Source organism: Sporosarcina sp. P7, assembly GCF_002743425.1.
Taxonomy (GTDB): domain Bacteria; phylum Bacillota; class Bacilli; order Bacillales_A; family Planococcaceae; genus Sporosarcina.
The window spans coordinates 23407-48581 of the sequence record NZ_PDZF01000019.1 but is presented as its reverse complement, the minus strand read 5'-3'; the positions used below and the strand labels follow the sequence as shown (position 1 = coordinate 48581).

Here is a 25175-nt window from a genome sequence, read left to right as displayed (position 1 = left end):
AAAGGAAACTATCTGGAACGCCTATTGCGTACAGAAACAATCAGGTTGCATGATAGATAAGAGATTACATACGGATTGTAGAGTACTTCTTCATGTGCGTTTTATCGAGTGTCTACTTGACAGGGGGTAAGTCATCATTTGCGTCCGCTCTATACTCAGCTCAAAGCGCTCATAAAGTTTGTTTGGCCGCTCAATACTTCACTATTCTGCACATGAATTAAAATGGGGTTTAATTCCAAAACATTATAATTCAAGAAGTGGTGTATGCATGAGCTCTGCAACCATCGTATCGTGGGTATAAAGTCTATAATTGATTCCTAGGGTAAAAAAACCGAATGATGCTGTGAGAAAATGCTTATTTACGTGGGGTACTCGCAAAAAGAGCTACCTGTAGTGTGTGGCAATCTTCTATACTACTAAATAAAGAGGGAGGGATTTCGTTGTTAGTTGAAAATGAACATTTTGAACTTCTGGAAGAAAATAATAAAGTAATCATGAATACGAAGAAAGCTGGATATCCACTTAAATCATTTGACGCACTGGCTTCTAAAATTCCTAGATTGAAACTGAATTCATTCAAAGAGCTGATGAAAGCACTTCAAACGGAAGGTCAGCATGAAATTGGGTCGTATTCCGCACCTTGCGAAGTATATATATCACCTAGTAAAATGAAAGTAGAATTGTATATTCATGCAACGAATGAAGAATTTCTTGCAAATAAAGAGCAGTTCCTGAAGCAGGCGGAAGAAATACTCGATCAGAGAGAAGTACGCTATGATAAAGAAAGTCTATTCAGCCTGGCGTATCTTCCGAGCAATCCAATGATTATTGCGGTAGGTAAAGAACCTATTAAAGGGGAAGATGCACAGGTCGAGTATATTGCGATGCCAGATCGTAAACCTATTCTTCGCGATGATGGCTCTGTCGATCACTATGAGTTGAATTTCGTGACGCCGATTGTGAAAGATGAATGGTTGGGTGAAAAGACGCCCGCTAAAGATGGATTTGAAGGCTATAACGTCTTTGGTGAACCGATAGCGGCTAAAAAAGGCGAGGATATAAAACTGGTCTATGATCGAAAATCCGTCGGGGAGTTTGAGGAAGATGGCAAAATCGTCTTACGCGCTTTGCATGGCGGAGCACTCGAAGAACTGAACGGAGCAATTAGTGTCGGTAAGCAATTGATCATTCCGGATGACGTGGGGACGAAAACGGGATCGATTACGTTTGATGGTTCAGTGCGTGTAATGGGAACGGTTTTGGCGGGCTTCTCGGTCAATGCTACTGGGGATATTTCTATCGAAGGAAAAGAAGGTGTAACAAACGCTAAGGAAATCTACTCTGAAGAAGGCGATGTCTATATTAAAGGCGGCGTGTTTGGTGGAGGAGAAACCGTTATTAAGGCGAAGAAAAATGTTTATGTAAAACATGCGAATAACTGCAAAATTTACGGGGAACGAGTCAACATCGGTCTCTATTCACTTGGATCTGAGTTATACGGTGATCATATTTGTATTGATAAACATAAAGGTCGGGTGATCGGTGGCGTTGCAGAAGCGATGTTTTCTATTGAATGTGCAACGGTTGGCAATAGCCATGAACGTTTAACGAAACTGATCGTCAAAGGTGTCAATAAAGAAATGGAGCTAGAAGAAATTCAGCGATTGGCGGAAAAGCTCAAAGCGGAGCATACGAAACTGAAGAAAATTGAGCAGACACTGGATAAGATGACGAGCGTCAAAGCGAGTCTCCCGGATGGACAGTTAGATATGCTAGAAAAGACATTGCAAGTTAAACGGCAAGACATTGTATCACTTGATCAGACAATAAAAAATAAATTGCAACTTGTGCAAGTGGCTAGCAAGCCTAAAATTGAAATTACGCGTGAAGCACATCCTGGCGTCCATATTGTAATAGGCGATAAAACGAGTATGTTGAGTCGCGTGACGAAAGGTGTTTTCGAACTAACGAGCGAAGGAGCATTAAATGTCTGATAGTAAAATATTTGCTCACCGTGGCGCATCCGGACATTATTTTGAAAATACGATGCGCGCTTTTTTAGGGGCTGTACAAAAAGGTGCAGATGGAATCGAATTGGATGTGCAGCAAACGAGCGACGGTCAATTAGTTGTAATTCACGACAATGAATTATTACGTCTCGCCGGAATTGATCAGCGCATTGATCAATTGACAGCACAGGAACTGCAGCACATTAAAATAGGTAAGGGCAGTTACAGACGAATGTTCGGTCACCCCATACCTATCTTATTTGATGTAGTTTCTTTCTGTTCTGAACATAATTTGGCGCTGAATATCGAAATAAAGGAAACGGTATATGGGCAAGTTGTTGCACTCGAGCAAATTTTGCATTATGTGGAACCGTTGTCTACCGTCCATCTCTCTTCATTTGATTATGAAACGATGCGTATAGTAAAAGAGTTAGACTCCAACATGGAAACCGCTTTATTGCTTAGAAAAAAATCGGTCGATTGGCAAAATCTAGATTTATATGGAGTCGATGCCTTTCATTTCCATAAGCGATTATGGAAAGATCCGTTTAAGAGTCAGCTGCTCGAAAGTGGGAAGATATTACGAATGTACGGCGTAACGGGTGCAGAATCCTTTTTATCCAATACCCCCGAAGTGACAGGTTGGATTACGGATTATCCGAAGCGTGTGCGCAAAAAAATAAAAGGATCAAGGTAGTGTACCTTGGCCCTTTTATTTCAAGTCTTTTTTAAATCTGTCAGCTGCCCGTCCAGATCTGCGGTCTCGGCGTAACAAAAAGCCTGCAAAGAAACCAAGACCTGCGGCAAATAGTATAAAACCGCCTAAAAATTGCATCCAAATGAATGGGAATGGCGAAAAAAGATGCCCGAACAATGAATCACGCATTAATTTTATTCCTAGAGCCGCTGCAATCCCTGGAATCAACAGTACTATAAACGCAGCAAGACGTACCATATCCTTCAACCCCTTACCAATTTAATTTTACCGTGTGGTCATGGATTGTCAAGGACTCTGCCATCATGTACGATATAGGTAGATTGTTTACAAAACCTGCTGCGGAAGTAATATCCAAAATGTGTCAAATTTGCATTTTTGCCGTGGGAAATTTAGAATCAGAACTAGACGCACGAATCTTTATATTTTTTACTAGCCTGGAGGGATACTTATGGAATTGTTTACGTACATGGAAGATCACGACTATGAGCAACTGGTGCTTTGTTATGACAAGACATCGGGATTGAAAGCGGTTATCGCAATTCATGATACGACACTTGGACCGGCACTTGGTGGCGCCCGCATGTGGACGTATGCTAGCGAAGAACATGCGATTGAAGATGCATTGAGATTGGCTAAAGGGATGACATATAAGAACGCCGCAGCCGGACTGAATCTTGGTGGCGGAAAAACGGTTATAATCGGAGATCCGAAAACGGATAAGAACGATGAGCTTTTCCGTGCATTGGGTCGTTACATAGAGGGGCTAAACGGACGCTATATTACAGCGGAAGACGTAGGGACTACTGAATACGATATGGACTTAATCCATTTAGAAACAAATTTTGTTACGGGTATCTCTTCAGGAGAAGGCACGTCAGGAAACCCTTCCCCCGTTACTGCGCTCGGTATCTATAAAGGAATGAAAGCCGCTGCGAAGGAAGCATTCGGCGATGATTCATTGGCAGGTAAAACCATTGCGGTTCAAGGTGTTGGAAATGTTGCCTACACACTTTGCGAATACTTGCATGAAGAAGGCGCAAAATTGATTGTTACGGATATCAATGAAGCGGCAGTCCAGCGTGCAGTGGAGGCGTTCGGGGCAACAGCTGTTGCGACGGATGCAATTTACTCACAAGAAGCGGACATCTTTGCTCCATGTGCTCTTGGTGCGGTGATTAACGATGAAACGATTCCACAATTGAAAGTAAAAGTCATTGCGGGTTCTGCTAATAACCAATTGAAGGATCCGGAACATGGCGATCGCTTGCATGAAATGGGCATCGTCTACGCTCCAGATTACGTGATCAACTCGGGTGGCGTCATCAATGTAGCGGACGAATTGATCGGTTACAATAAAGAACGTGCATTAAAGCGAGTAGAAGGTATTTACGATACAATCCTAAAGATTTTCGCTATCTCAAAACGAGACGGCATTCCATCCTACCAGGCTGCAGACCGTTTGGCAGAAGAACGCATTGCAAGAGTTGGCGCATTAAGAAGTACATTTTTGCGCAACGAAAAAAGTATTATTTCAAATAAATAATCTAGCAGATGAGTCATAGCGGTAGGCAGGGGAGCTGTCCACCGCTACACTCGTCTGTCTAAATTTAGTTCAATACTGTAAGCGAAGGGAGTCCTTTACGTTGAGTAAAGAATATGACGTAGTGATATTAGGTGGCGGAACTGGTGGATATGTAGCAGCCATTCGCGCGGCTCAATTAGGTTTGACGACAGCAATTGTAGAGAAATCCAAACTTGGCGGTACGTGTTTGCATAGTGGGTGTATCCCGAGTAAAGCGATGCTAAAAAGTGCAGAAGTCTACCGCGTAACACGTCAAGAAGCGAATGAATTCGGCGTGAATACAGGTGACGTCTCATTGGATTTCTCACAAGTACAAAAACGTAAAGGTAAAATCGTGGATCAATTGCATGCAGGCATTGAAGGTTTGATGAAAAAAGGTAAAATTGATGTCTATCGTGGGACGGGTAGAATACTAGGAGCTTCTATTTTTTCTCCAATGCCTGGAACTATTTCCGTGGAAATGGATAATGGGAATGAGAATGAAATATTGATTCTAAAAAATCTCGTGATTGCTACCGGATCCAAACCTAGAACATTACCTGGACTTGAAGTAGATGAACAGTCTGTAATGACTTCCGACGGAGCTTTATTAATGAATGCGCTTCCATCTTCAATTACGATTATTGGCGGCGGTGTGATCGGCATCGAGTGGGCTTCTATGCTAGTAGATTTCGGCGTGGATGTGACAGTCATGGATCGTCTAGAGCAGATATTGGCAACTGAAGATCATGAAGTGGCTTTGGCTATGCATAAAGCGCTCGAAAAACGCGGTGTGAAGTTTATATTAGGTGCGGAAGTGTTGACAGAGTCATTACAAAAGAACGACAGTGAGGTCACGATTTCTTATAGACTAGGTGATGATGAACAATCCATTACGAGCGAGAAGATGTTGGTGTCTGTTGGACGCGCGCCAGTTATCGATGATATCGGTTTACAAAACACGGATATTCAAGTCGAAAAGGGCTCCATTCAAACGAATCAACATTTTCAAACAAAAGACCAGCATATTTATGCAATCGGTGATGTAATTGGCGGACTTCAATTGGCGCATGTGGCAGAACATGAAGGATTGCATGCAATCGAACATATAATAGGAAAACAGCTAGATCCGATTGATTACGATCTAGTACCACGTTGTGTGTACTCTTACCCAGAAACTGCGGCAGTTGGCGTGACTGAGCAACAAGCAAAAGGTCGAGGGTTTGACGTAAAGATCGGCAAATTCCCATTCAAGGCAAACGGTAAAGCTTTAGTTAACGGTCATGCGGATGGCTTCGTGAAAGTCATTGTGGATCAGCAAACGGATGATATTATCGGTGTCCATATGGTGGGTTCGCACGTGACGGATCTGATTTCTGAGGCGGGCTTGGCGATGGTAATGAATGCAATTCCTTGGGAAATATCCTCGGCAATTCATCCTCACCCGACATTATCTGAAGCGTTCAGTGAAGCGGCGTTAGCGGTTGAAGGGCTAGCCATTCACATGTAAAGGAGGAAGTGGAATGAGTAATCGGCATATTGAATTGGGTTTGACAGATGAAGATGTATTGAAAATGTACGAGACGATGCTGATGGCACGTCGTTTAGATGAGAGAATGTGGTTACTAAACCGTGCGGGGAAGATTCCGTTCGTCATCTCTTGTCAAGGACAGGAGGCGGCACAGGTAGGGGCTTCATTCGCTCTGAATAACGAAAAGGACTGGATCGCACCGTACTACCGTGATATGGGAGTGGTCTTACATTTTGGTATGACGCCGAAAGATTTGATGTTATCGGCTTTCGCCAAGGCGGATGACCCGAACTCCGGTGGTCGGCAGATGCCAGGTCACTTTGGCCAACGCAAGAATCGTATTTTGACAGGATCTTCACCTGTTACGACACAATTACCACATGCTGTCGGCGTAGCATTAGCCGCAAAAATGAATAAAGAAGATTTTATTACGTTCGTAACTCTCGGAGAAGGTTCTTCCAATCAGGGAGACTTCCATGAAGGGATGAATTTTGCGGGTGTGCATAAATTACCGACAGTGATTATGGTGGAAAATAATAAATATGCAATCTCCGTACCTCTTGATAAACAAATGGCATGTGAGAATGTCTCCGATCGTGCAATCGGTTACGGTATGCCCGGCTACACTGTAGACGGCAGAGATCCGCTGACAGTGTATGAAGTGGTGAAAAAAGCGGCAGACCGAGCTAGGAACGGAGAAGGTCCGACATTAGTTGAAGCGGTATGTTATCGACTGACTGCACACTCTTCAGATGATGATCAACGCCAGTACCGTGATGCAGAAGAGCTTGAAGACGAAAGGAAACAAGATCCGTTATTGTCATTTATTCAGTATCTAAAAGAAGTAAAAGTCTTGACGGAAGAAAAGTACGATGAAATAGAAGAACGTGTAAAACTGCAGGTCGATGAAGCGACAGAGTATGCGGAACAGGCGGAATACGCGAAGCCTGAACATGCATTGCGCTACGTCTATGAAGAAAAGGGAGGCGACGCATAATGGCCGTTCGTTCATTTATAGATGCGATCAACCTGGCAATGAAAGAAGAAATGGAACGCGACGACCAAGTATTCGTACTTGGAGAAGATGTCGGCCGTAAAGGTGGCGTGTTTAAGGCAACAACCGGTCTATATGATCAGTTCGGTGAATACCGTTCTCTCGATACGCCTCTCGCCGAGTCCGCAATTGCGGGTGTAGCGATTGGTGCAGCGATGTATGGTATGCGTCCGATTGCTGAAATGCAGTTTGCCGATTTTATTATGCCAGCGGTCAATCAAATCGTCTCGGAAGCGGCGAAAATCCGTTACCGTTCAAATAATGATTTTTCATGTCCTGTCGTCATTCGCGCTCCTTTTGGTGGTGGCGTTCACGGAGCTTTATATCATTCACAGTCCGTTGAATCAATGTTTGCTTCGACTCCTGGCTTGAAAATTGTCATCCCATCCACACCTTACGACGCAAAAGGTTTGCTAAAAGCGGCAGTGCGTGATGAAGATCCCGTGTTATTCTTTGAGCATAAGCGCGCATATCGGTTGATCAAAGGGGAAGTTCCAGACGATGAGTATGTATTGCCAATCGGTAAAGCGGATGTGAAGCGTGACGGGGAAGATATCACGATTATCACGTATGGTTTGTGTGTACATTTCGCACTGCAAGCTGCGGAACGATTAGCTGAAGATGATATTTCTGTCCATGTTTTGGATCTACGTACGGTCTATCCGTTAGATAAAGAGGCGATCATTGAAGCTGCTTCGAAAACAGGAAAAGTTCTATTGGTGACAGAAGATAACCTAGAAGGCAGCATCATGAGTGAAGTTTCTGCTATCATTGCAGAAAATTGTTTATTTGAATTGGATGCGCCAATCAAACGATTAGCAGGACCCGACGTACCTGCCATGCCTTATGCCCCTTCTATGGAAAAGTTCTTTATGATGAATCCTGAAAAGATTGAAAAGGCAGCAAGGGATTTAGCGGAATTTTAACTAAGGAGGCGTAAGGAAATGGGCATCGAAAAAATTACTATGCCGAAACTGGGTGAGAGTGTAACCGAAGGAACTATCGAAAAATGGCTCGTCGCTCCCGGGGATACGGTAGCTAAATATGATTCACTTGCGGAAGTGACAACCGATAAAGTCACAGCGGAAGTTCCGTCTTCATTCTCTGGAATAATTAAAGAAATCATCGCAAAAGAAGGCGATACGATTGAAGTGGGCGAAACGGTTTGTTTGATTGAAATTGAAGGCGACGCGGAAGAACCCGTACACGTGTCAGCACCCACGGTAGAAACACCAGCTACAAAGCCTGTTGACAAGCAAGTGGAAGCACCAAAAGCAAAGACGCGAACTGCAACGGGCGGTAAGGCAGCGGGCCGATTTTCTCCTGCTGTGTTGAAGATGTCTCAGGAACATGGCATTGACTTGTCTCAAGTAAGTGGCACGGGACGCGAAGGACGTATTACACGAAAAGACATTCAAGCATTCATTGAAAGTGGCGGAGCCCAGTCGCAAAAGGGATCATTGGACGTTGTGATTGAAAAACAATCCAAACCACAAGTGGCACCTTCGGAACAGACGGCACCTGAACAAGCTGTCTCGTCACATGTGAAACGCGAAAACGGTGATATCGAAATTCCGGTAACGAGTGTACGTCGAGCGATCGCGAACAACATGGTGCGTTCTGTAACCGAAGCGCCACACGCTTGGATGATGATAGAAGTAGACGTAACGGAACTTGTCCTATTGCGTGATAGCGTCAAAAAGGAATTCAAAGAAAAAGAAGGATTCAATTTGACGTATTTCGCCTTCTTTATTAAAGCCATTTCACAAGCTTTGAAGGAATATCCAGAAATGAACTCGATGTGGGCAGGCGATACGATTGTCATGAAAAAAGACATCAACATCTCGATTGCGGTAGCAACGGATGATGCGTTATATGTCCCTGTCATCAAAGGAACAGATGAAAAGACGATCAAAGGTATTGGCCGAGAAATTCATGAGTTAGCTGTAAAAGTGCGAAATGGTAAGCTGAAATCGACAGAGATGCAAGGTGGTACGTTCACGGTGAACAATACTGGTTCATTTGGTTCGGTTCAGTCGATGGGAATTATCAATTATCCGCAAGCCGCTATTTTGCAGGTGGAGTCGATCGTCAAGCGCCCAGTAATTATGGACAATGGCATGATGGCTGCACGCGACATGGTCAACCTCTGTCTATCGCTTGATCACCGCGTGCTAGACGGACTCGTTTGTGGACGTTTCCTCGCACGTGTGAAAGAGTTGTTGGAAGGCATGGCTAAAGATAAGACTTCGTTATATTAAGATTCGGCAACCTCCAAACTTGGTTTTGGGGGTTGTTTTTTTGATTTTGATGGGCAATAAGTACGTGCAGTGGTTTATAGTTTCGGATTGAAGCACTGGCTCGGGATGCGTTCAGGCTGGCTTGCTTGTTACTAGTCCAATTGTACTATCTAGTGAGGAAATTTCGCTTTATGAGCGGTTAGATAAACTTTATGAGCGCAAACAGTGGAAGATAGAGCGGATAGGTGTGGAGTATGAGCGCGTCTGGGAAGTGAAGAGCGGTTACAGAAGAGGTATGATCACGTACACGAATTAATGAGCGCAAACGAATGGGCTATCAGTTATTTATCCCTTTTCCTCGTATCCAGTTCACTAAGCTAAAATCTACACTCATGTATAAAAGTCATAAATTCGTATTCTTATAATGAAACTAGACGGAAACTTCTGATTTTACTCTTCCTTCATAATGTAATCTACGGTACACTAGAATTATTAATGGTTTTAAAAAGGGGAAGGAGCACCATTATGCCGATACATAACATGAAAACATTTACATTTACAGCCCCAAACTTTACTGAATGGAAAGAAGCGGCTGTTTTATCTCTAAAAGGAAAACCTTTTGACTCGTTGTACACAAAAACAATTGAGAGTATTGAACTCAAACCTCTTTATACCAAAGAGGATCTGGATCAATTGGAAATTTCACGCGTCACAAAGCCTGCATTTGGCTGGACTGTTGCACAACCTGTTAGTGCAACAAATGGGGAACAGTTCGTAGAGCAAATGAAAGAATCTTTGGCACGGGGCAATGAAGCAATCGCTTACAACGGACTGAAGCCTTTAGTGTGGGCTGAAGAGGACATTAAGCAAGTAGCTGAACTGATTACGCGCTATCCAATTTTATTCACAGAAGTGCAAAGCGATGATCCGATTTTACAAGCCTTTACGTATATAGAAGAAACAGAACGCAAAGACGTTACAGGAATTTGTATCAGTGCGGTTCCGTTAGTACTCGAAGGATTTCCGGGAGTCCGTACAAAGGGTGCCGATTTATGGACAGCGCATCATGAAGGGGCTGACGCGGTAACTGAACTCGCGCTATCACTTTCGATCGCAGCCGAACTGGCGGAAGAAGCCACTTCGTTTGAAGAATTTACAAACGACTTCTATGTACGATTTGCTGCTGATACACACTTCTTCATGGAAATCGCGAAGTTCCGTGCGTTTCGTGTATTATGGAAATTATTCAATGAAGCATATGGCGTGGAAAACGCGAAGCAAGTGCCTTTGCTAGGAATTACTTCACTGCGTTCATACTCAAAACTTGATCCGTATGTAAACTTACTACGTGGCGGCAATGCGGCATTCTCGGCTATTTTAGGCGGAGCGGATTGGCTGACTGTATTACCGCATGATGTATTGACTGGAACGTCTCCAAGCTCGAATCGTTACGCACGAAATATTCAATTGATTTTGAAGGAAGAAACGCATATTGATCAAGTTCTAGATCCCGCAGGCGGTTCATACTTCATCGAATCATTGACGGCAGAATTAATTCGTAAATCATGGGAGAAGTTCTTAGAGATTGATGAGAATGGCGGTTATCAAGCATTTTTGCAGTCTGGTGAATTGAGCAAACTATATGCGCAACGTCAGAAAGAAATGGCGACGGGTAAGAAGACGTTGATCGGCACGAATGTCTACGCGGAATTGACAGATGTGAATTATGCGAATGAATCAACCGTCACGGTATCCAAACGCTTGTCAGAGCCTTTTGAAAATATTCGATCCAAACAACAAGAAGAGTTGCCGAAAACGGTATTGCTTAACTTTGGTGCATTGAAAGATTATAAACCTCGTGCGGATTTCGTCAGTGGATTCTTGGCAGTTGGCGGTATCGAAGCGATATGGAGCCCTTCTTTCGAGTCAAACGATCAAGCGCTCAGTTGGATCGAGGAACAACAGCCGGATTATGCAGTAATTTGTGCATCGGCTGCGGATACTGAAGAAGTCGTAACAAACTTCTTGGCTTCCTATAAAGGAAATTGTCCAATCGATACAGCGGGTAAATATCCATCAGAAACTGCAGATCAGTGGCTTGCCAATGGATTGAATGGTTTCATTTTCGCAGGACAGGATAAGATTGACAAGCTGAATACTATTATTATGCAAACTAAAGGAGGCCGTTCCGTTGAGTAAACCCGATTTCCGTAAAGTGAATATAGAGCAATCACTCAATGAACTCTCACAGCAAACATCGTCAAAAGAGAATTTTTTAACGAATGAAGGAATCGATGTAGCGCCCATCTATACAGCAAAAGATATTGAAAACACGGAGCATTTGAAAGGCTTCCCAGGCATCGCGCCGAACACGCGTGGACCGTATCCGACGATGTACGTAGCGCGTCCTTGGACAGTTCGTCAGTATGCTGGATTTTCTACAGCGGAAGAGAGTAACGCATTTTACCGACGGAACTTGGCGATGGGGCAAAAAGGACTTTCAGTAGCGTTCGACCTTGCGACTCACCGCGGTTACGACTCCGATCATCCGCGTGTAACAGGTGACGTAGGGAAAGCGGGGGTTGCCATCGACTCCATTGAAGATATGAAGATTTTATTCGCGGGTATTCCTCTCGATCAAATGTCGGTATCGATGACAATGAATGGTGCGGTATTGCCGATTATGGCATTTTATATCGTAGCGGCTGAAGAGTCCGGTGTACGTCCTGAGAAACTTTCTGGTACGATTCAAAATGATATTTTGAAAGAGTATATGGTGCGGAACACGTATATCTTCCCACCGGCGATGTCGATGCGAATCATTGCGGATATTTTCTCGTACACGTCTGAAAATATGCCGAAATTCAACTCGATTTCCATCTCGGGTTATCACATGCAAGAAGCGGGCGCGACTGCGGATATCGAGCTTGCGTATACACTTGCTGATGGTTTGGAATATGTTCGTACAGGTTTGAAGGCGGGTATCGATATCGATTCGTTCGCACCTCGGTTGTCCTTCTTCTGGGCGATCGGTATGAACTACTATATGGAAATAGCGAAAATGAGGGCGGCACGGAAGATCTGGGCGCAGATGATGCAGTCGTTTGAACCGAAGAACCCAAAGACACTCGCATTACGTACGCACTCCCAAACGTCAGGCTGGAGTTTGACGGAGCAAGATCCATTTAACAACGTAACACGTACATTGGTTGAAGCAAACGCTTCATCCATGGGTCACACGCAGTCACTACACACCAACGCATTGGATGAAGCGATCGCGTTACCGACAGATTTCTCGGCTCGTATTGCACGGAATACACAATTGTTCTTACAAGAAGAGACGATGATGACGAAAGTGATTGATCCTTGGGGCGGTTCATACTATGTAGAAAAATTAACAGAAGAGTTAATGGAGAAAGCATGGGAATTAATTGGTGAAATCGAATCACTTGGTGGCATGGCAGAAGCGATTGAAACAGGCTTGCCGAAAATGAAAATTGAAGAAGCAGCGGCTAAGCGCCAGGCGAAAATCGATTCGAAAGCGGAAACGATTGTCGGCGTCAATAAGTATCGTTTGGATACCGAAGATGCGATAGATATTCTGGATATCGACAATACGATGGTACGTCAGAAGCAAATTGACCGCATCCACGATATGAAAGACAAGCGTGATGAGAATGTAGTTCAAGCTACTCTTACAGCAATCACGGAAGCGGCTAAGAGTGGCGAAGGGAACTTGCTTGCCTTGGCAGTTGACGCCGCAAGAGCGCGCGCAACAATCGGTGAGATTTCGGATGCGATTGAATCGGTATCCGGTAGACATAAGGCGGTGATCCGTTCAGTGAGTGGTGTATATAGCTCAAACTTCTCAAATGAAGAAGAGATTCAAGAAGTGAAAGATATGACAGATGAGTTCTTGGAAAATGAAGGGCGTCGTCCACGTATTTTAGTTGCGAAGATGGGTCAGGACGGACATGACCGTGGAGCGAAAGTCATCGCATCTTCATTCGCTGATTTGGGCTTCGACGTGGATATCGGTCCTTTATTCCAGACACCTGAAGAGACAGCTTTGCAGGCGGCGGAAAATGATGTGCACGTCATCGGGGTAAGTTCACTGGCGGCAGGTCATAAAACATTGGTGCCCACATTGCGTGAAGAGTTAAAGAAAATCAATCGTGAAGATATTTTAGTCGTTGTAGGTGGCGTGATTCCTGCACAGGATTACGATTTCTTGCGCAAGAATGGTGCAGCTGCAATCTTTGGTCCGGGTACAGTCATTCCAGTGGCGGCTCAAAAAGTCATTGAGGAAATTTACCGACAGCTCGGCTATGAGGAAGTGACGGGTTGACAGAAAAACAAAACGGACGAGATGAATCAGCCATGCATGTGATGCGCGGAATAGAATCCACACATGATGGATTTGTTGCCTCTTCACGTAAACGCTTTGTTAAAAAAGATCCATCTCATAAAAACTTGGATGTATTGCAACAGGAAATAGAAAATGGTTCTCGCTTGTATTTAGCGCGTGGTATAACGTTGCTTGAAAGTACAAAGCCTAGCGATAAGAAGGTCGGTCAGGAAGTGTTGACTAGCCTCCTACCAAAAACGGGCAACTGTATCCGAATTGGGATTACAGGTGTTCCGGGTGCAGGGAAAAGTACGTTTATCGAGGCGTTCGGTCTAATGCTTGCGGATATGGGCCATAAAGTGGCGGTACTCGCGATTGACCCGAGCTCAACGCTGACTGGTGGAAGTATTTTAGGAGACAAGACGCGTATGGAGGAGTTGGCACGGCATAAGAATGCGTTTATCCGTCCATCTCCGTCAGCGGGTACTCTTGGTGGTGTGCATAAGAAATCTCGCGAAACGATGTTGCTTTGTGAAGCGGCAGGATACGACGTCATTTTGATTGAAACCGTAGGGGTTGGCCAAGGCGAAACGATTGTACGTGGAATGGTCGATTATTTCTTATTGCTAGTGCTGACTGGTGCTGGTGACGAACTACAAGGAATGAAAAAGGGCATCATGGAACTGACGGATGGTATTGTCGTGCATAAGAATGACGGTGCTAATAAACCGCTAGTCAAGAAAACGGTGCGTGAATATACACGAATTATGCACATGCTGCAACCTGCTTCGCCTGAATGGACGTCCAGAGTACAACCGGTTTCTTCTATAGAAAAGACCGGCTTGGAAGCGGTATGGGAAACGGTTTTGGAGTTTGAGAAAGAAATGAAAGATAAGAATCATTGGGACACAAGACGTCAGCATCAGACACGCGATTGGTTCCATGCGATGATCCGTGATCACTTGATTGATTCATTTTTCTCGGAGCAAGGACGAAAAACGCAGGTGAAGGCACTTGAGGAAGAATTGCTCGACGGTCATTTAACTGTAACTGGAGCAATTGACCGATTGTTTTCTTCTTAATTCCTGTAGGGATATGCTATGATTGAAGAGGATAGTCTAATTAGTATCAGGGAAGTGTTAAAGCGAAACTGAAGAGGCCATCACAATTATAGAGTATGAGAGAGGAGATATTGTAAAATGACTATGAACTTTGATTTTTACATGAACGATATGACGAACCAAGCGAGATCCGAAATGGAAGCGAGCGGCTACAAGCAGTTGAAAACACCTGAGGACGTGGAGGAAGCATTCAAGCAACCTGGCACGACATTAGTTATGGTCAACTCCGTTTGTGGATGCGCTGGCGGAATCGCTCGTCCAGCAGCTGCACACGCAGTACATTATGACAAGCGTCCGGACCACTTGGTAACAGTATTTGCTGGACAAGATAAAGAAGCAACTGCACAAGCACGTATGCACTTCGGTGAAGATCACATTCCATCTTCTCCATCATTCGCTTTGCTAAAAGACGGCAAACTAATTGGTGAAGTAGGACGTTTTGAAATCGAAGGACATGACCCGATGTCAGTTGTCGTGAATCTTCAGGAACAATTTGAAGAGCACTGCGAAGAACTGTAATAAACTAAAGCGGAATGCGCCGTCTAGTCTCGACAGACGCTGGAGGTCCTGAAGCAAAAGGCCGAACTTGCCTTTTGAATCAGGACCGAAGCGATCCGAGAGACTGGCGCATGTAGCTAGATGTTACTAAAGCGGAATGCGCCGTCTAGTCTCGACAGACGCTTGGGGTCCTGAAGCTAGAAGGCAATAAAAAACAGTTCGCATATTTTCATATGCGAACTGTCATTTACATTATAAGAACATGCTGAGACCCATGACCATAGTAGATGCGATCATGGCGACGATCATCAAGTAAACCACTGTTTTTTGAATTTTTTTATTACTCATGCAGCAAAGCTCCTTACGCGTTGGAATGGGTTTAATTCTATTTTAACAGAAATAAGGATTTTCACAACTGGAATGGCTGGTATGTGTTCATATAGTAGAAACATAGTAAAAGGGGAATGTGCTATGAACAAGGTAGATCATATAGGGATTGCTGTAAAAAGTATAGATGAATCAGTTAATTATTACATAGATACACTCGGATTGACAGTTATTGCTATTGAAGAAGTTGCTAGCCAAGGGGTTAAAGTGGCGTTCATTGATGCACATAACGTCAAGATCGAGTTACTTGAACCGATGACGGAGACAAGTCCCATTGCGAAGTTTATTGAAAACCGCGGTGAAGGGGTTCACCATATCGCTTTTGGTGTAACGGATATTCGTTCAAGAATGAAGGAATTGGAAGAAAAGGGCGTTCAACTACTTTCAGACGCACCCAAACCAGGTGCTGGTGGAGCAGAGGTGGCATTTTTGCATCCCAAATCATCATACGGCGTGCTCTATGAATTATGTGAAAAGACTAAGGGGGAAAACTAGATGAACATTTACGATAAAATTAATGAACTGTACGATAAGAAACGCGAAATCGAGTTGGGTGGCGGCGATGAGCGAATCATGAAGCAACACGAAAAAGGTAAACTTACAGCACGTGAGCGTATTGACATACTACTTGATGAAGGTACTTTCGTAGAGTTGAATCCATTCGTTGTTCATCGTACACGTGATTTCGGCATGGACAAGCTAGAAGGACCTGGAGACGGTGTTGTAACCGGTTACGGTAAAATCCACGGTCGTTCTGTCTATTTATTCTCCCAAGACTTCACCGTATTTGGTGGAGCGCTAGGTGAAATGCACGCAATGAAAATTGCCAATGTGATGGATTTGGCTGCGAAAAACGGTGCTCCATTCATCGGTCTTAACGATTCAGGTGGCGCACGTATCCAGGAAGGTGTATTATCTCTTGACGGATACGGTGAAATTTTCTACCGTAACGCGATCTATTCCGGAGTCATTCCACAAATTTCTGTTATCCTCGGGCCTTGTGCAGGTGGCGCGGTGTATTCGCCAGCGATCACAGATTTCGTCATTATGACGGATAAAACGAGCCAGATGTTCATCACAGGACCAAAAGTAATTGAAACGGTTACAGGTGAGAAAATTACTTCTGAAGATCTGGGTGGCGCGAAAGTTCACAACACGATCAGTGGTAATGCGCATCTTCGTGGGGCAAGTGAAGAAGAAGTATTGGAAAAAACACGTGAATTATTGACATATTTGCCACAGAATAACACAGAAAAGACACCTGTTCAGCCATTTGAAGAACAAGATGATTATCGTCCAGATTTAGCGGATACAGTACCTTACGAAACAATTCGTCCATATGACGTACGAAAAGTATTGGAGCAAGTAGTGGATGAAGGATCATTCTTCGAAATTCAGCCTGAATTCGCAAAGAACGCGGTAGTTGGCTATGCGCGCATGAAAGGTGAGACAGTTGGATTTGTTTGTAACCAGCCAAAAGTAATGGCGGGTGGACTAGACATTAACTCTTCTGATAAAATTGCACGTTTCATTCGTACTTGTGACTCATTCAATATTCCATTGATCACATTTGAAGATGTTACAGGATTCTTCCCAGGAATCAAGCAAGAGCACGGTGGAATCATTCGTCACGGAGCGAAGATTTTGTATGCATACTCGGAAGCAACTGTACCAAAAATCACTCTAATCTTGCGTAAAGCTTTTGGTGGTGCATACGTAGCCCTGAACTCTAAATCAATCGGTGCTGACCTCGTCTTCGCTTGGCCAAACGCAGAAGTAGCCGTAATGGGTGCTGAAGGGGCAGCGAACATCATCTTCGCACGCGATATCGCAAACAGTGAAAACCCGGAAGCAACTCGTACAGCAAAAATAGAAGAATACCGTGAAAAGTTTGCGAATCCATACGTTGCCGCTTCACACGGCATGATCGACGATGTCATTGACCCACGCGAAACGCGTATTAAATTGCTTCAAGGACTTGAAATGATGCGCAATAAGCACGAAGATCGTCCGAAGAAAAAGCACGGCAACATACCTCTATAATCAAAGGAGTCTTTCATCTTGAATACACAACGATTACTTCAAGAATTTTTGGAGTTAGTAAAAATTGATTCTGAAACTAAAAACGAACGAAATATTGCAGATATTCTTACGATAAAATTGCAGGAACTGGGTTTTGACGTAACGGAAGATGATACAGCGGAGAATACAGGACATGGAGCGGGCAATTTAATTGCCAACTTGCCAAGTACAGTGGCTGACGCGGATCCGATCTTCTTCACATGTCATATGGATACGGTAGTTCCAGGAAGATCCATTCAGCCAATCGTCAAAGAAGATGGCTATATCTACAGTGACGGCACGACGATTTTAGGTGCCGACGATAAAGCAGGAATTGCGGCTTTACTTGAGATGGCGAAAGTGATCCAAGAGTCAGACAAGCCGCATGGTCCGATTCAGTTCATTATTACGGCTGGTGAAGAAAGTGGATTAGTAGGCGCGAAAGCGATGAATCCTGACCACCTACAAGCGAAGTATGGCTTCGCGATCGATAGCGACGGGGAAGTAGGCGGTATTGTTACAGCGGCCCCTTACCAATCAAAATTATGGACAACCATCTATGGGAAAACGGCTCACGCCGGCGTTGCCCCTGAAAAAGGAATTTCTGCAATCACACTCGCCGCTAAATCTATTTCGGGCATGAAACTTGGCCGAATAGATGAAGAGACGACTGCGAATATCGGTCGTTTTGAAGGGGGAAAAGCAACGAATATCGTTTGCGAAGAGGCTTTCATTTTATCGGAAGTTCGTTCAATCAATCCTGATAAAATGAAGAAACAAATCGACTTAATGGTCGAGAAATTTGCTGCGACTTCTAAATCTTTAGGTGGCAAAGCTGAAACGACAACAGAACTCATGTATCCTGGTTTCTCAATTGGAAATGACGAAGAAGTCGTGCAAGTCGCGATGAAGTCAATCCGCAACGTAGGACGTGAGCCGAAGATCATGACGAGCGGCGGCGGAAGTGACGGCAATGTCTTCAACGGTATGGGCGTTCCTACTGTGACATTGTCTGTTGGATATGAAGAGATTCATACGAAAAACGAACGCATGCCGGTTAAGGAGATGGAAAAGCTGACGGAATTAGTACTTGAGATTGTCAGTCAGGCAATCCACACAGTGTAACAGTCTCAACAAAGAGCCTTGAAAGAAGGTATAACTATGCAAACTGTGATTGTGCGGACAGGCAATGAAGAATATGCACTTCCTGTTGAATCGGTGATATCCATCGAGAAACTGGAGTACGTCACACCGATTCCTCACCTTCCAACGTATTTACTTGGGCTGATGAAATCCCGTGGCGAGCTAGTGCCTATACTGGATTTAAGTCAGATCCTGTATCATAAGGCGACACCACGTAATATTGAATCCCATGTAGTGGTCGTGAAAACGGATCAGTTGGAAGTTGGTTTACTCGTGCTAGATGCAAAAGAAATCCTTGAATTGCCAGAAGAACGGTTAACATCTACTGCATTAAAAGCGTATTCCAAAACGCCTTACTTCGTAACAGTAGCGAATCTAGAGGACCGTGTAGTGACTGTCATCGATCCGAATATCATGACGGATTCACTCCACGGCATGGATGAAATCTCTAGTTATATGAAAGAACAACAGCAATCAAATTAGTAGGCAAAAAGAACATACATTTGATAAAATGGAAAGAGTGGCAGACTGAAGTCGGTTTGCCGCTTTTTCCTATTACATAATTATTTCCTGGGAAAGATAGGTGTTGATATGACGGGTCCGATCATCTCAAATCCACGAGTCATTATGCATCTTGATATGAACAGCTTCTTTGCCTCAGTTGAACAAGCTGCGAATCCTTTATTAAAAGGAATCCCTCTGGCGGTCGCGGGCAACCCGAAAGAACGCAGAGGAATTCTCGTAACCTGTTCATATGAGGCAAGGGCATTTGGCGTTTACACGACGATGACGGTAGGAGAAGCTAAACGACTTTGTCCGCATTTAACGATCGTTCCGCCAAGGCATGACTTATACAGACAAATGTCAAATTCGGTTTTTGATATTTTGCGAAGCTATACCGAATGGGTCGAACCTGTTTCCATTGATGAAGCGTATATCGATACGACCGATATTGGTGGATTGACACGTGCGTATGACTTGGCACGAGAAATTCAAATGCGAATTTTAGCAGAACTGGATCTACCTTGTTCGATTGGAATTGCACCGAATAAATTCCTTGCGAAAACAGCATCAGATTTTAAAAAACCAATGGGCATTACCATTTTACGTAAACGAGAAGTGCCGAACATGTTGTGGCCGTTACCCGTCATTGAAATGCATGGTATCGGCAAACGAACGGAAGAGAAATTGCATAGTAAAGCTATTAAAACGATAGGTGACTTGGCTACTGCCGAAAAAATCACGTTGGAAGCGCTACTTGGTAAAAATGGCTTGCGCCTTAAACAACGGGCAAACGGGATCGATACACGACCCGTTGATCCCGAAAGTGCGGAAGAACGTAAAAGCATCGGTAGTTCTACTACGTTGCCTGTTGATCTAACAGAACTAGAAGATTGTATTCCGATTTTTGAACGGCTTGCGAAACGAGTAGCGGCACGACTGGAAACGAAACGGTTAGCCGGAATGACTATCAGTATTCAAATGCGCTATGCCGACTGGCAAAATACCACAAGAAGTAGAACGCTCCAACAAGCCATCTATCTTGAGGAAGATATTACAGAAGTAGCTATTCAATTATTCCAGCAACATTGGGATTACGAGCCCATTCGCTTGCTAGGCATTACAGTGGCGAATGTCATAGAACGATCTGAAATGGTTAAGCAACTGACATTCGATAATTTTGAGCAGCAACAAAAGGAATACGAAATGGATCAATTGATGTCGAGTCTGACGCAGCGTTTCGGAGATGGTATTATTAAAAAAGGACATACGAAGAAATAGGCAGGAGGCAATGGATGTGGATATAGAATTTCTTGGGACAGGTGCAGGGATGCCGTCAAAACAGCGCAATACATCCGCACTCGTTCTGGATTTGACAGATGAAAATAAGGAAAACTGGCTATTCGATTGTGGCGAAGCGACACAGCATCAATTGCTACACAGCGCGATCAAGCCGAAGAAGATTACGAAAATCTTCATCACGCATTTGCATGGAGACCATATTTTCGGATTACCGGGATTCCTTAGCTCACGAGCATTTTTAGGTGGAGATGATTCGGTTGATATTTACGGTCCCGCGGGCTTAAAAGAGTGGCTACAGCATACGTATCAATTGACAGGAACGTACTTGCCATACAAGTTGAATGTGCATGAAATTCATGACGGCTTGATTCTCGAGACAGATGAATTCAAAGTCTATGCCAAAGAAGTCCAACACGTCATTCAAAGTTTTGGTTTCCGTATTGAACAAAAAGAGTTACCCGGCACATTATTGATCGACAAAGCGATCGAGCAAGGCGTTCCGAAAGGCCCGCTGTTGCAACGGTTGAAAGACGGTTTTGACGTAGAGCTCGAGAATGGGCAAACAGTCTACAGTCGTGACGTTACGACAGATAAGAAGAAAGGCTTCGTCATTACAGTCATTGGGGATACATCATACTGCCAAGCATCGGTTGAACTGGCACGAGACGCCGATATTTTGATTCACGAAGCGACGTTCACGGATGAGTATGCAGCAGGCGCAAAAGAATTCGGTCATTCAACAATTGTCGAAGCAGCAACCATTGCGAAAGAAGCGAACGCGAAAAACCTTATTGCCAACCATATAAGCGCACGTTTCATGCCAAGTGAAATGCCGGCATTCTTAGCTGAAGGTACCGAAGTATTTGAGGCGATTTCGATTGCAGATGATTTTACGCGTTATCAGTGGAAACATGGAGAATTAATAAAGCTAGCGAAAAATTAAAGGGCTATCCAAGAAGTCGCCATGCCAGTGACTTTTTGTGATCGGCCTTTTTTGATTGTTGTGAATGCGTTAAAGGGAACGAAGGGCTCTATGTTGCTGCGTATTCGCTCTATAAAGCCGGTCGGGCGCTCTATCGGGTACCATAAGCGCTCTATCGGGTCTCACAAGCGCTCTATCAAGAAGCTTAGGCGCTCTATCCAGCCACGCAACCGCTCATAACGATCCGGGTTCCGCCAATTAAAAAAGACGCTCAGGGGAAATGATTTCCCGGAGCGTCGTATTCCTATATTATTTCACAGCACCTAATTGACGTGAACGGTTTTCCGCGCTGATCAAACAGTCCGAAATAATGGTCTTGAAGTTGTGGTCTTCTAGCGATCGCAAACCGGCTGCTGTAGTGCCGCCAGGGCTCGTTACATTTTCGCGTAAAATACTAGGCTCTTCGCCCGTTTTCTTCAACATCGATGCAGCACCGTAGATTGTTTGAACAATCAATTCACGTGCAGCCGCTGCATCTAGGCCTCGCGCTACCGCAGCTTCTTCCATTGCCTCCACTAAATAGTAGATATACGCAGGGCCGCTACCTGAAAGGGCTGTGACCGCATGCAAATCATCTTCTTCGACGACTTTAACAATACCGATTGCACTCAGCAAGCTCAAAATGGATTGTTGCATTCTTTCTGAAACCGCATCATTAAACGCAATCCCGCTTGCTGATTTTCCAATTGTCGCAGATGTATTTGGCATCGAGCGCGCAATCGGGCGTTTGCCGAGACCACTCTCAAATGTATCGATGGAAATCCCAGCGATGACGGAGAGAACCGTCGTATTTTCCCCAAGGTAAGGTGCAATATCATCCATCACGTTCTCTACATCTTTCGGCTTTGTTGCGAGCACTACTAAGTCGACTTTTTTAATGAAATCTCGATCTTCACATACTTTCGTAATACCGTAACGCGCCTCCAGTTCATCTAAACGTTCTGCGTCTGAACGATTCATGACATAGACATTGTCTTCATATATGACTCGTTTCTTAATAATTCCTGCAATAATTGCTTCTGCCATTTGACCGGCGCCTACAAATAAAATCTTTTCCATGTCTAACATCCTCCCCAAAATAAAAAACGCTCCCGTCCTATGTTTCAGGACGAAAACGCTCGGTTTCCGCGGTGCCACCTAAATTTGCTGTTTACGACAGCACAACTTCAAGTCTTCTTTATCGCAGAAGGTACGGTCGTGTTTCCACGACAGCTCGGAAGGAGGTTCAAAGGGGAGTGGGATACATGACTTGCAGCCTCGGCCATGCTCTCTGCTATCCGTCACCCGTCTACTGATCTTCCTCAATGCCCGTTTCATACTATTTCCATGATTATGTCACGTACTAAATAAAATGTCAAATTGCCGTTAGCTGCCGACGAATAAGTAGATGATGAATAAAACGACCAGAATCGAGACGACCAATGAAACGATTTTCATCGCGCTCACAGGATAATTTCCGGATACTTTCCCCGTTTGTCCATTGACGATGAATTGATAGACTTTTTCCTTGAAATGAAAGGAGGAAATCCAAATTGGCAATAAAATATGTTTGTATGTAATTTCGGTATAATCTGTCGAGACATTGACCACTTGTACGATATCTCCGGCAACGCTGCCCTCGATCCCGTTGACGATTCCTCTGGTCATCACGTTCTTTGCCTGCTCAAATCCTTGTTGTAATGAAACAGAATATCGTTCAGCTAGGAAGCCGGACATATATTCCACTTTATAATCGGTCAGACTCGTTAATTGGAAAGGTTGTACTTTTTGCAATAGTTTCGGATCGACTGTGCTGGACGCTTTGATTAGAACATCATCAAAGAATTCACGATAATTACCGCTTTCCTGATGCCAACGAATTTTTTGCACTTGCTCGGTCACTTGTCTCGCCTTACCATCCTCATAGACCGTCCGTGTTTCGGTGACATAATAGTAATTCCCGACACGTACGACATAGTGTGACTGTGTCTGACTATCATACGTCCAGTAAGGTAAATAAGCGCCGGATATTTTATTCATTCGATAATTTTTCTTCAATGCGTTCGGTGCGAAGAAGTGCCCTTTGATCCAGTCCTTGAACTTCGTTTGCGCCTGTTCCTCGGAAACTTGAAACGGAATCAATAACCCCGGTTGTACACCGGCATCGTGATTCGTAACTGATATGTGAGAAGACCCGCAAAACGAACAGAAATCCGCGACGATGTGTGCGTCCAATATGGATTCTGCTCCACAACTGCTGCAGGAAAAAACACGTTTCTCTTCATTCCATAGATGTTGAAGATTATTTCCCGCTTCCTCGAAATTCAGTTCCACATGATGGTTGAACGTTGCTTCGATCGGCATTTCGTGACTACAAAAAGGACATTTTAAGCCGCGTGTTTCCGGATGATATTCCGTGTTGCCGCCACAAGAAGGGCATTTGATATTTTCAGTATCTTCTACGACTGTGTGTTGTCTATCAAATGAAGTCAATGTCCATCCCTCACTTTTCGTCTAACGTCTCACCACATTCTGCGCAGAATTTCGCGCCTGGCAGATTGGCATGTGAGCAAGCGGGACATTTTTTCTCGGTGACTTGAGATGTACCGCAGTGACTGCAGAACTTCGCGTCTTTTGGAATCATAGTTTCACATTTAACGCATGGTACTTTATCCGTTTCAACTGATTTTCCGCATTGACCGCAGAACTTGGCATCAGCGTTGATCGTAGCCTGACAATGCGGACAGGATTTCGTTGCAACTTGTGCTTGAGGTTGCTGCTGTTGGTTCTGATTCATCGCACTTGCCATGACTTGACCCATGCCCATACCAGCCCCCATACCGACACCCGCGCCCGCCATGCCGCCTTCGTTCTGTGCTGCATCGCGCATCGCTTCAGCCGCCTGATATTGCTGGTATTGCTGCATATTGCCGAGCACGCCCATAGAGGTACGTTTGTCCATCGCTTCTTCTACTTCTTTTGGTAGCGACAAATTTTCGATATAGAGTGATGTGATCTCGAATCCGAATGCAGCAAAACGAGACATCATCTTCTCTTTTCCTTTTTCGCTTAATTCGTCGTAATGCATCGATAGATCAAGCGCAGGTATTTGAGACTCTGCGAATAAATCAGACAATCCAGAAATGATCATTTTCTTTAGATGACCTTCAACGGAATTCGTGTCATATGAACTGTTCGTTCCAAATAGTTCCCGCAAAAATACTGTAGGATCTGATACACGATACGAATAAATTCCGTAACCACGAAGACGGATCATGCCGAAATCTGGGTCACGCATCATAATGGGGTTCGAAGTGCCCCATTTTTGATTGATGAATTGTTTTGTATTGATGAAATATACTTCCGCTTTAAATGGTGAATCAAAGCCGTATTTCCACGATTTCAATTTCGTCAGGATGGGCATATTCTGTGTATACAAAATATGGCGTCCTGGTCCAAATACGTCCGCAATTTCCCCTTCATTGACGAAGACCGCGACTTGCGACTCCCTAACCGTCAGCTCTGCCCCCATTTTAATTTCATTATTATGCACGGGGAACTGATAAACTAACGTATTGGCATCCTGTGCTTGCCACTCGATTACTTCGATAAATTGGTTTTTAAATAGATTAAAAAATCCCATTGTTATCCCTCCAACTCGACATCATTATGTACATCATGCGATTTCTTGTAGTATACCATACGAAGAATAGACAAAATGGTTTCATTTTAGATGAAAA

The 25175-nt window shown here is 44.1% G+C and carries 22 protein-coding genes; 17 read left to right on the top strand and 5 right to left on the bottom strand.

What is annotated here, in order from left to right; genetic code table 11:
* Positions 1–440 precede the first annotated feature (440 nt).
* Both CSV60_RS14490 and CSV60_RS14485 read left to right on the top strand, forming a co-directional pair.
* Positions 441–1994, top strand: coding sequence for a flagellar assembly protein A (locus CSV60_RS14490; RefSeq protein WP_099637477.1), 1554 nt, complete (start codon positions 441–443; stop codon positions 1992–1994).
* Positions 1987–2706: a glycerophosphodiester phosphodiesterase gene (locus tag CSV60_RS14485; protein ID WP_099637476.1), complete on the top strand. Its 720-nt coding sequence runs from the start codon at positions 1987–1989 to the stop codon at positions 2704–2706. The genes CSV60_RS14490 and CSV60_RS14485 overlap by 8 nt, the downstream gene beginning before the upstream one ends.
* Before the next feature lie 15 nt (positions 2707–2721).
* Here the strand turns inward: CSV60_RS14485 and CSV60_RS14480 are convergent, their stop codons facing one another.
* Positions 2722–2964, bottom strand: coding sequence for a DUF2627 domain-containing protein (locus CSV60_RS14480; RefSeq protein WP_085426118.1), 243 nt, complete (start codon positions 2962–2964; stop codon positions 2722–2724).
* A 211-nt stretch (positions 2965–3175) separates the two neighbouring features.
* On the opposite strand from CSV60_RS14480, the gene CSV60_RS14475 reads away from it, so the two are divergent.
* From CSV60_RS14475 to CSV60_RS14435, 9 genes are all read left to right on the top strand, one after another.
* Positions 3176–4270, top strand: a complete 1095-nt coding sequence (locus CSV60_RS14475) for a Leu/Phe/Val dehydrogenase (protein WP_099637475.1) — start codon at positions 3176–3178, stop codon at positions 4268–4270.
* A 100-nt stretch (positions 4271–4370) separates the two neighbouring features.
* A complete protein-coding gene (lpdA, locus tag CSV60_RS14470; protein WP_099637474.1) occupies positions 4371–5798 on the top strand; it encodes a dihydrolipoyl dehydrogenase in 1428 nt (475 codons plus the stop codon).
* Between the two features lie 13 nt (positions 5799–5811).
* Positions 5812–6816, top strand: a complete 1005-nt coding sequence (locus CSV60_RS14465; RefSeq protein WP_099630054.1) for a thiamine pyrophosphate-dependent dehydrogenase E1 component subunit alpha — start codon at positions 5812–5814, stop codon at positions 6814–6816.
* On the top strand, positions 6816–7799 hold the full coding sequence (locus CSV60_RS14460; RefSeq protein ID WP_099630053.1) for an alpha-ketoacid dehydrogenase subunit beta: 984 nt from the start codon (positions 6816–6818) through the stop codon (positions 7797–7799). The genes CSV60_RS14465 and CSV60_RS14460 overlap by 1 nt, the downstream gene beginning before the upstream one ends.
* Before the next feature lie 18 nt (positions 7800–7817).
* Positions 7818–9134 (top strand): dihydrolipoamide acetyltransferase family protein, encoded by a 1317-nt coding sequence (locus tag CSV60_RS14455; protein ID WP_099637473.1) that lies wholly within the window; start codon positions 7818–7820, stop codon positions 9132–9134.
* 504 nt (positions 9135–9638) lie between these two features.
* Complete coding sequence (locus CSV60_RS14450) at positions 9639–11312, top strand: methylmalonyl-CoA mutase family protein (RefSeq protein WP_158233190.1); 1674 nt, start codon at positions 9639–9641, stop codon at positions 11310–11312.
* A complete protein-coding gene (scpA, locus tag CSV60_RS14445) occupies positions 11305–13461 on the top strand; it encodes a methylmalonyl-CoA mutase (protein WP_099637471.1) in 2157 nt (718 codons plus the stop codon). Before CSV60_RS14450 ends, scpA begins: the two co-directional genes overlap by 8 nt.
* Positions 13462–13493: 32 nt before the next feature.
* The gene (meaB, locus tag CSV60_RS14440; protein ID WP_099630335.1) at positions 13494–14543 is read left to right on the top strand and encodes a methylmalonyl Co-A mutase-associated GTPase MeaB; all 1050 of its coding nucleotides are present in this window, start codon (positions 13494–13496) and stop codon (positions 14541–14543) included.
* A 117-nt stretch (positions 14544–14660) separates the two neighbouring features.
* Entirely contained in the window at positions 14661–15101 is a 441-nt protein-coding gene (locus CSV60_RS14435; protein WP_099628904.1) for a BrxA/BrxB family bacilliredoxin, read from the top strand.
* 231 nt (positions 15102–15332) lie between these two features.
* On the opposite strand, the gene prli42 is transcribed toward CSV60_RS14435, so the two are convergent.
* Entirely contained in the window at positions 15333–15428 is a 96-nt protein-coding gene (gene prli42 / locus CSV60_RS15905; RefSeq protein ID WP_155979530.1) for a stressosome-associated protein Prli42, read from the bottom strand.
* A 123-nt stretch (positions 15429–15551) separates the two neighbouring features.
* Between prli42 and mce the strand changes: the two genes are divergently transcribed.
* The 6 genes from mce to rnz all read left to right on the top strand — a co-directional run bounded on the left by mce (position 15552) and on the right by rnz (position 21417).
* Positions 15552–15962 carry a methylmalonyl-CoA epimerase gene (mce, locus tag CSV60_RS14430; RefSeq protein WP_099637470.1) on the top strand — a complete coding sequence of 137 codons (411 nt, stop codon included), beginning with the start codon at positions 15552–15554 and terminating at the stop codon, positions 15960–15962.
* Entirely contained in the window at positions 15963–17510 is a 1548-nt protein-coding gene (locus CSV60_RS14425) for an acyl-CoA carboxylase subunit beta (protein WP_099637469.1), read from the top strand.
* An 18-nt stretch (positions 17511–17528) separates the two neighbouring features.
* Positions 17529–18653 carry a M20/M25/M40 family metallo-hydrolase gene (locus CSV60_RS14420; RefSeq protein ID WP_099637468.1) on the top strand — a complete coding sequence of 375 codons (1125 nt, stop codon included), beginning with the start codon at positions 17529–17531 and terminating at the stop codon, positions 18651–18653.
* 36 nt (positions 18654–18689) lie between these two features.
* Positions 18690–19154 (top strand): chemotaxis protein CheW, encoded by a 465-nt coding sequence (locus CSV60_RS14415; protein WP_199175296.1) that lies wholly within the window; start codon positions 18690–18692, stop codon positions 19152–19154.
* Between the two features lie 108 nt (positions 19155–19262).
* On the top strand, positions 19263–20453 hold the full coding sequence (locus CSV60_RS14410; protein ID WP_099637467.1) for a DNA polymerase IV: 1191 nt from the start codon (positions 19263–19265) through the stop codon (positions 20451–20453).
* A gap of 16 nt (positions 20454–20469) precedes the next feature.
* The gene (gene rnz / locus CSV60_RS14405) at positions 20470–21417 is read left to right on the top strand and encodes a ribonuclease Z (protein WP_099637466.1); all 948 of its coding nucleotides are present in this window, start codon (positions 20470–20472) and stop codon (positions 21415–21417) included.
* A gap of 288 nt (positions 21418–21705) precedes the next feature.
* Here the strand turns inward: rnz and proC are convergent, their stop codons facing one another.
* The 3 genes from proC to CSV60_RS14390 all read right to left on the bottom strand — a co-directional run bounded on the left by proC (position 21706) and on the right by CSV60_RS14390 (position 25078).
* Complete coding sequence (gene proC, locus CSV60_RS14400; protein WP_099637465.1) at positions 21706–22515, bottom strand: pyrroline-5-carboxylate reductase; 810 nt, start codon at positions 22513–22515, stop codon at positions 21706–21708.
* 306 nt (positions 22516–22821) lie between these two features.
* Positions 22822–23928 (bottom strand): TFIIB-type zinc ribbon-containing protein, encoded by a 1107-nt coding sequence (locus CSV60_RS14395; RefSeq protein ID WP_099637464.1) that lies wholly within the window; start codon positions 23926–23928, stop codon positions 22822–22824.
* A 10-nt stretch (positions 23929–23938) separates the two neighbouring features.
* Positions 23939–25078 (bottom strand): SPFH domain-containing protein, encoded by a 1140-nt coding sequence (locus tag CSV60_RS14390; RefSeq protein ID WP_099637463.1) that lies wholly within the window; start codon positions 25076–25078, stop codon positions 23939–23941.
* Positions 25079–25175: the final 97 nt, after the last annotated feature.

Bases quoted from the DNA above. Each gene is read 5' to 3' on its own strand.
- CSV60_RS14485 (WP_099637476.1), top strand. From the start codon at position 1,987: ATGTCTGATAGTAAAATATTTGCTCACCGTGGCGCATCCGGACATTAT.
- CSV60_RS14480 (WP_085426118.1), bottom strand. From the start codon at position 2,964: ATGGTACGTCTTGCTGCGTTTATAGTACTGTTGATTCCAGGGATTGCA.
- CSV60_RS14475 (WP_099637475.1), top strand. From the start codon at position 3,176: ATGGAATTGTTTACGTACATGGAAGATCACGACTATGAGCAACTGGTG.
- CSV60_RS14465 (WP_099630054.1), top strand. From the start codon at position 5,812: ATGAGTAATCGGCATATTGAATTGGGTTTGACAGATGAAGATGTATTG.
- CSV60_RS14460 (WP_099630053.1), top strand. From the start codon at position 6,816: ATGGCCGTTCGTTCATTTATAGATGCGATCAACCTGGCAATGAAAGAA.
- CSV60_RS14455 (WP_099637473.1), top strand. From the start codon at position 7,818: ATGGGCATCGAAAAAATTACTATGCCGAAACTGGGTGAGAGTGTAACC.
- CSV60_RS14450 (WP_158233190.1), top strand. From the start codon at position 9,639: ATGCCGATACATAACATGAAAACATTTACATTTACAGCCCCAAACTTT.
- meaB (WP_099630335.1), top strand. From the start codon at position 13,494: ATGCATGTGATGCGCGGAATAGAATCCACACATGATGGATTTGTTGCC.
- CSV60_RS14435 (WP_099628904.1), top strand. From the start codon at position 14,661: ATGACTATGAACTTTGATTTTTACATGAACGATATGACGAACCAAGCG.
- prli42 (WP_155979530.1), bottom strand. From the start codon at position 15,428: ATGAGTAATAAAAAAATTCAAAAAACAGTGGTTTACTTGATGATCGTC.
- mce (WP_099637470.1), top strand. From the start codon at position 15,552: ATGAACAAGGTAGATCATATAGGGATTGCTGTAAAAAGTATAGATGAA.
- CSV60_RS14425 (WP_099637469.1), top strand. From the start codon at position 15,963: ATGAACATTTACGATAAAATTAATGAACTGTACGATAAGAAACGCGAA.
- CSV60_RS14415 (WP_199175296.1), top strand. From the start codon at position 18,690: ATGCAAACTGTGATTGTGCGGACAGGCAATGAAGAATATGCACTTCCT.
- CSV60_RS14410 (WP_099637467.1), top strand. From the start codon at position 19,263: ATGACGGGTCCGATCATCTCAAATCCACGAGTCATTATGCATCTTGAT.
- proC (WP_099637465.1), bottom strand. From the start codon at position 22,515: ATGGAAAAGATTTTATTTGTAGGCGCCGGTCAAATGGCAGAAGCAATT.
- CSV60_RS14390 (WP_099637463.1), bottom strand. From the start codon at position 25,078: ATGGGATTTTTTAATCTATTTAAAAACCAATTTATCGAAGTAATCGAG.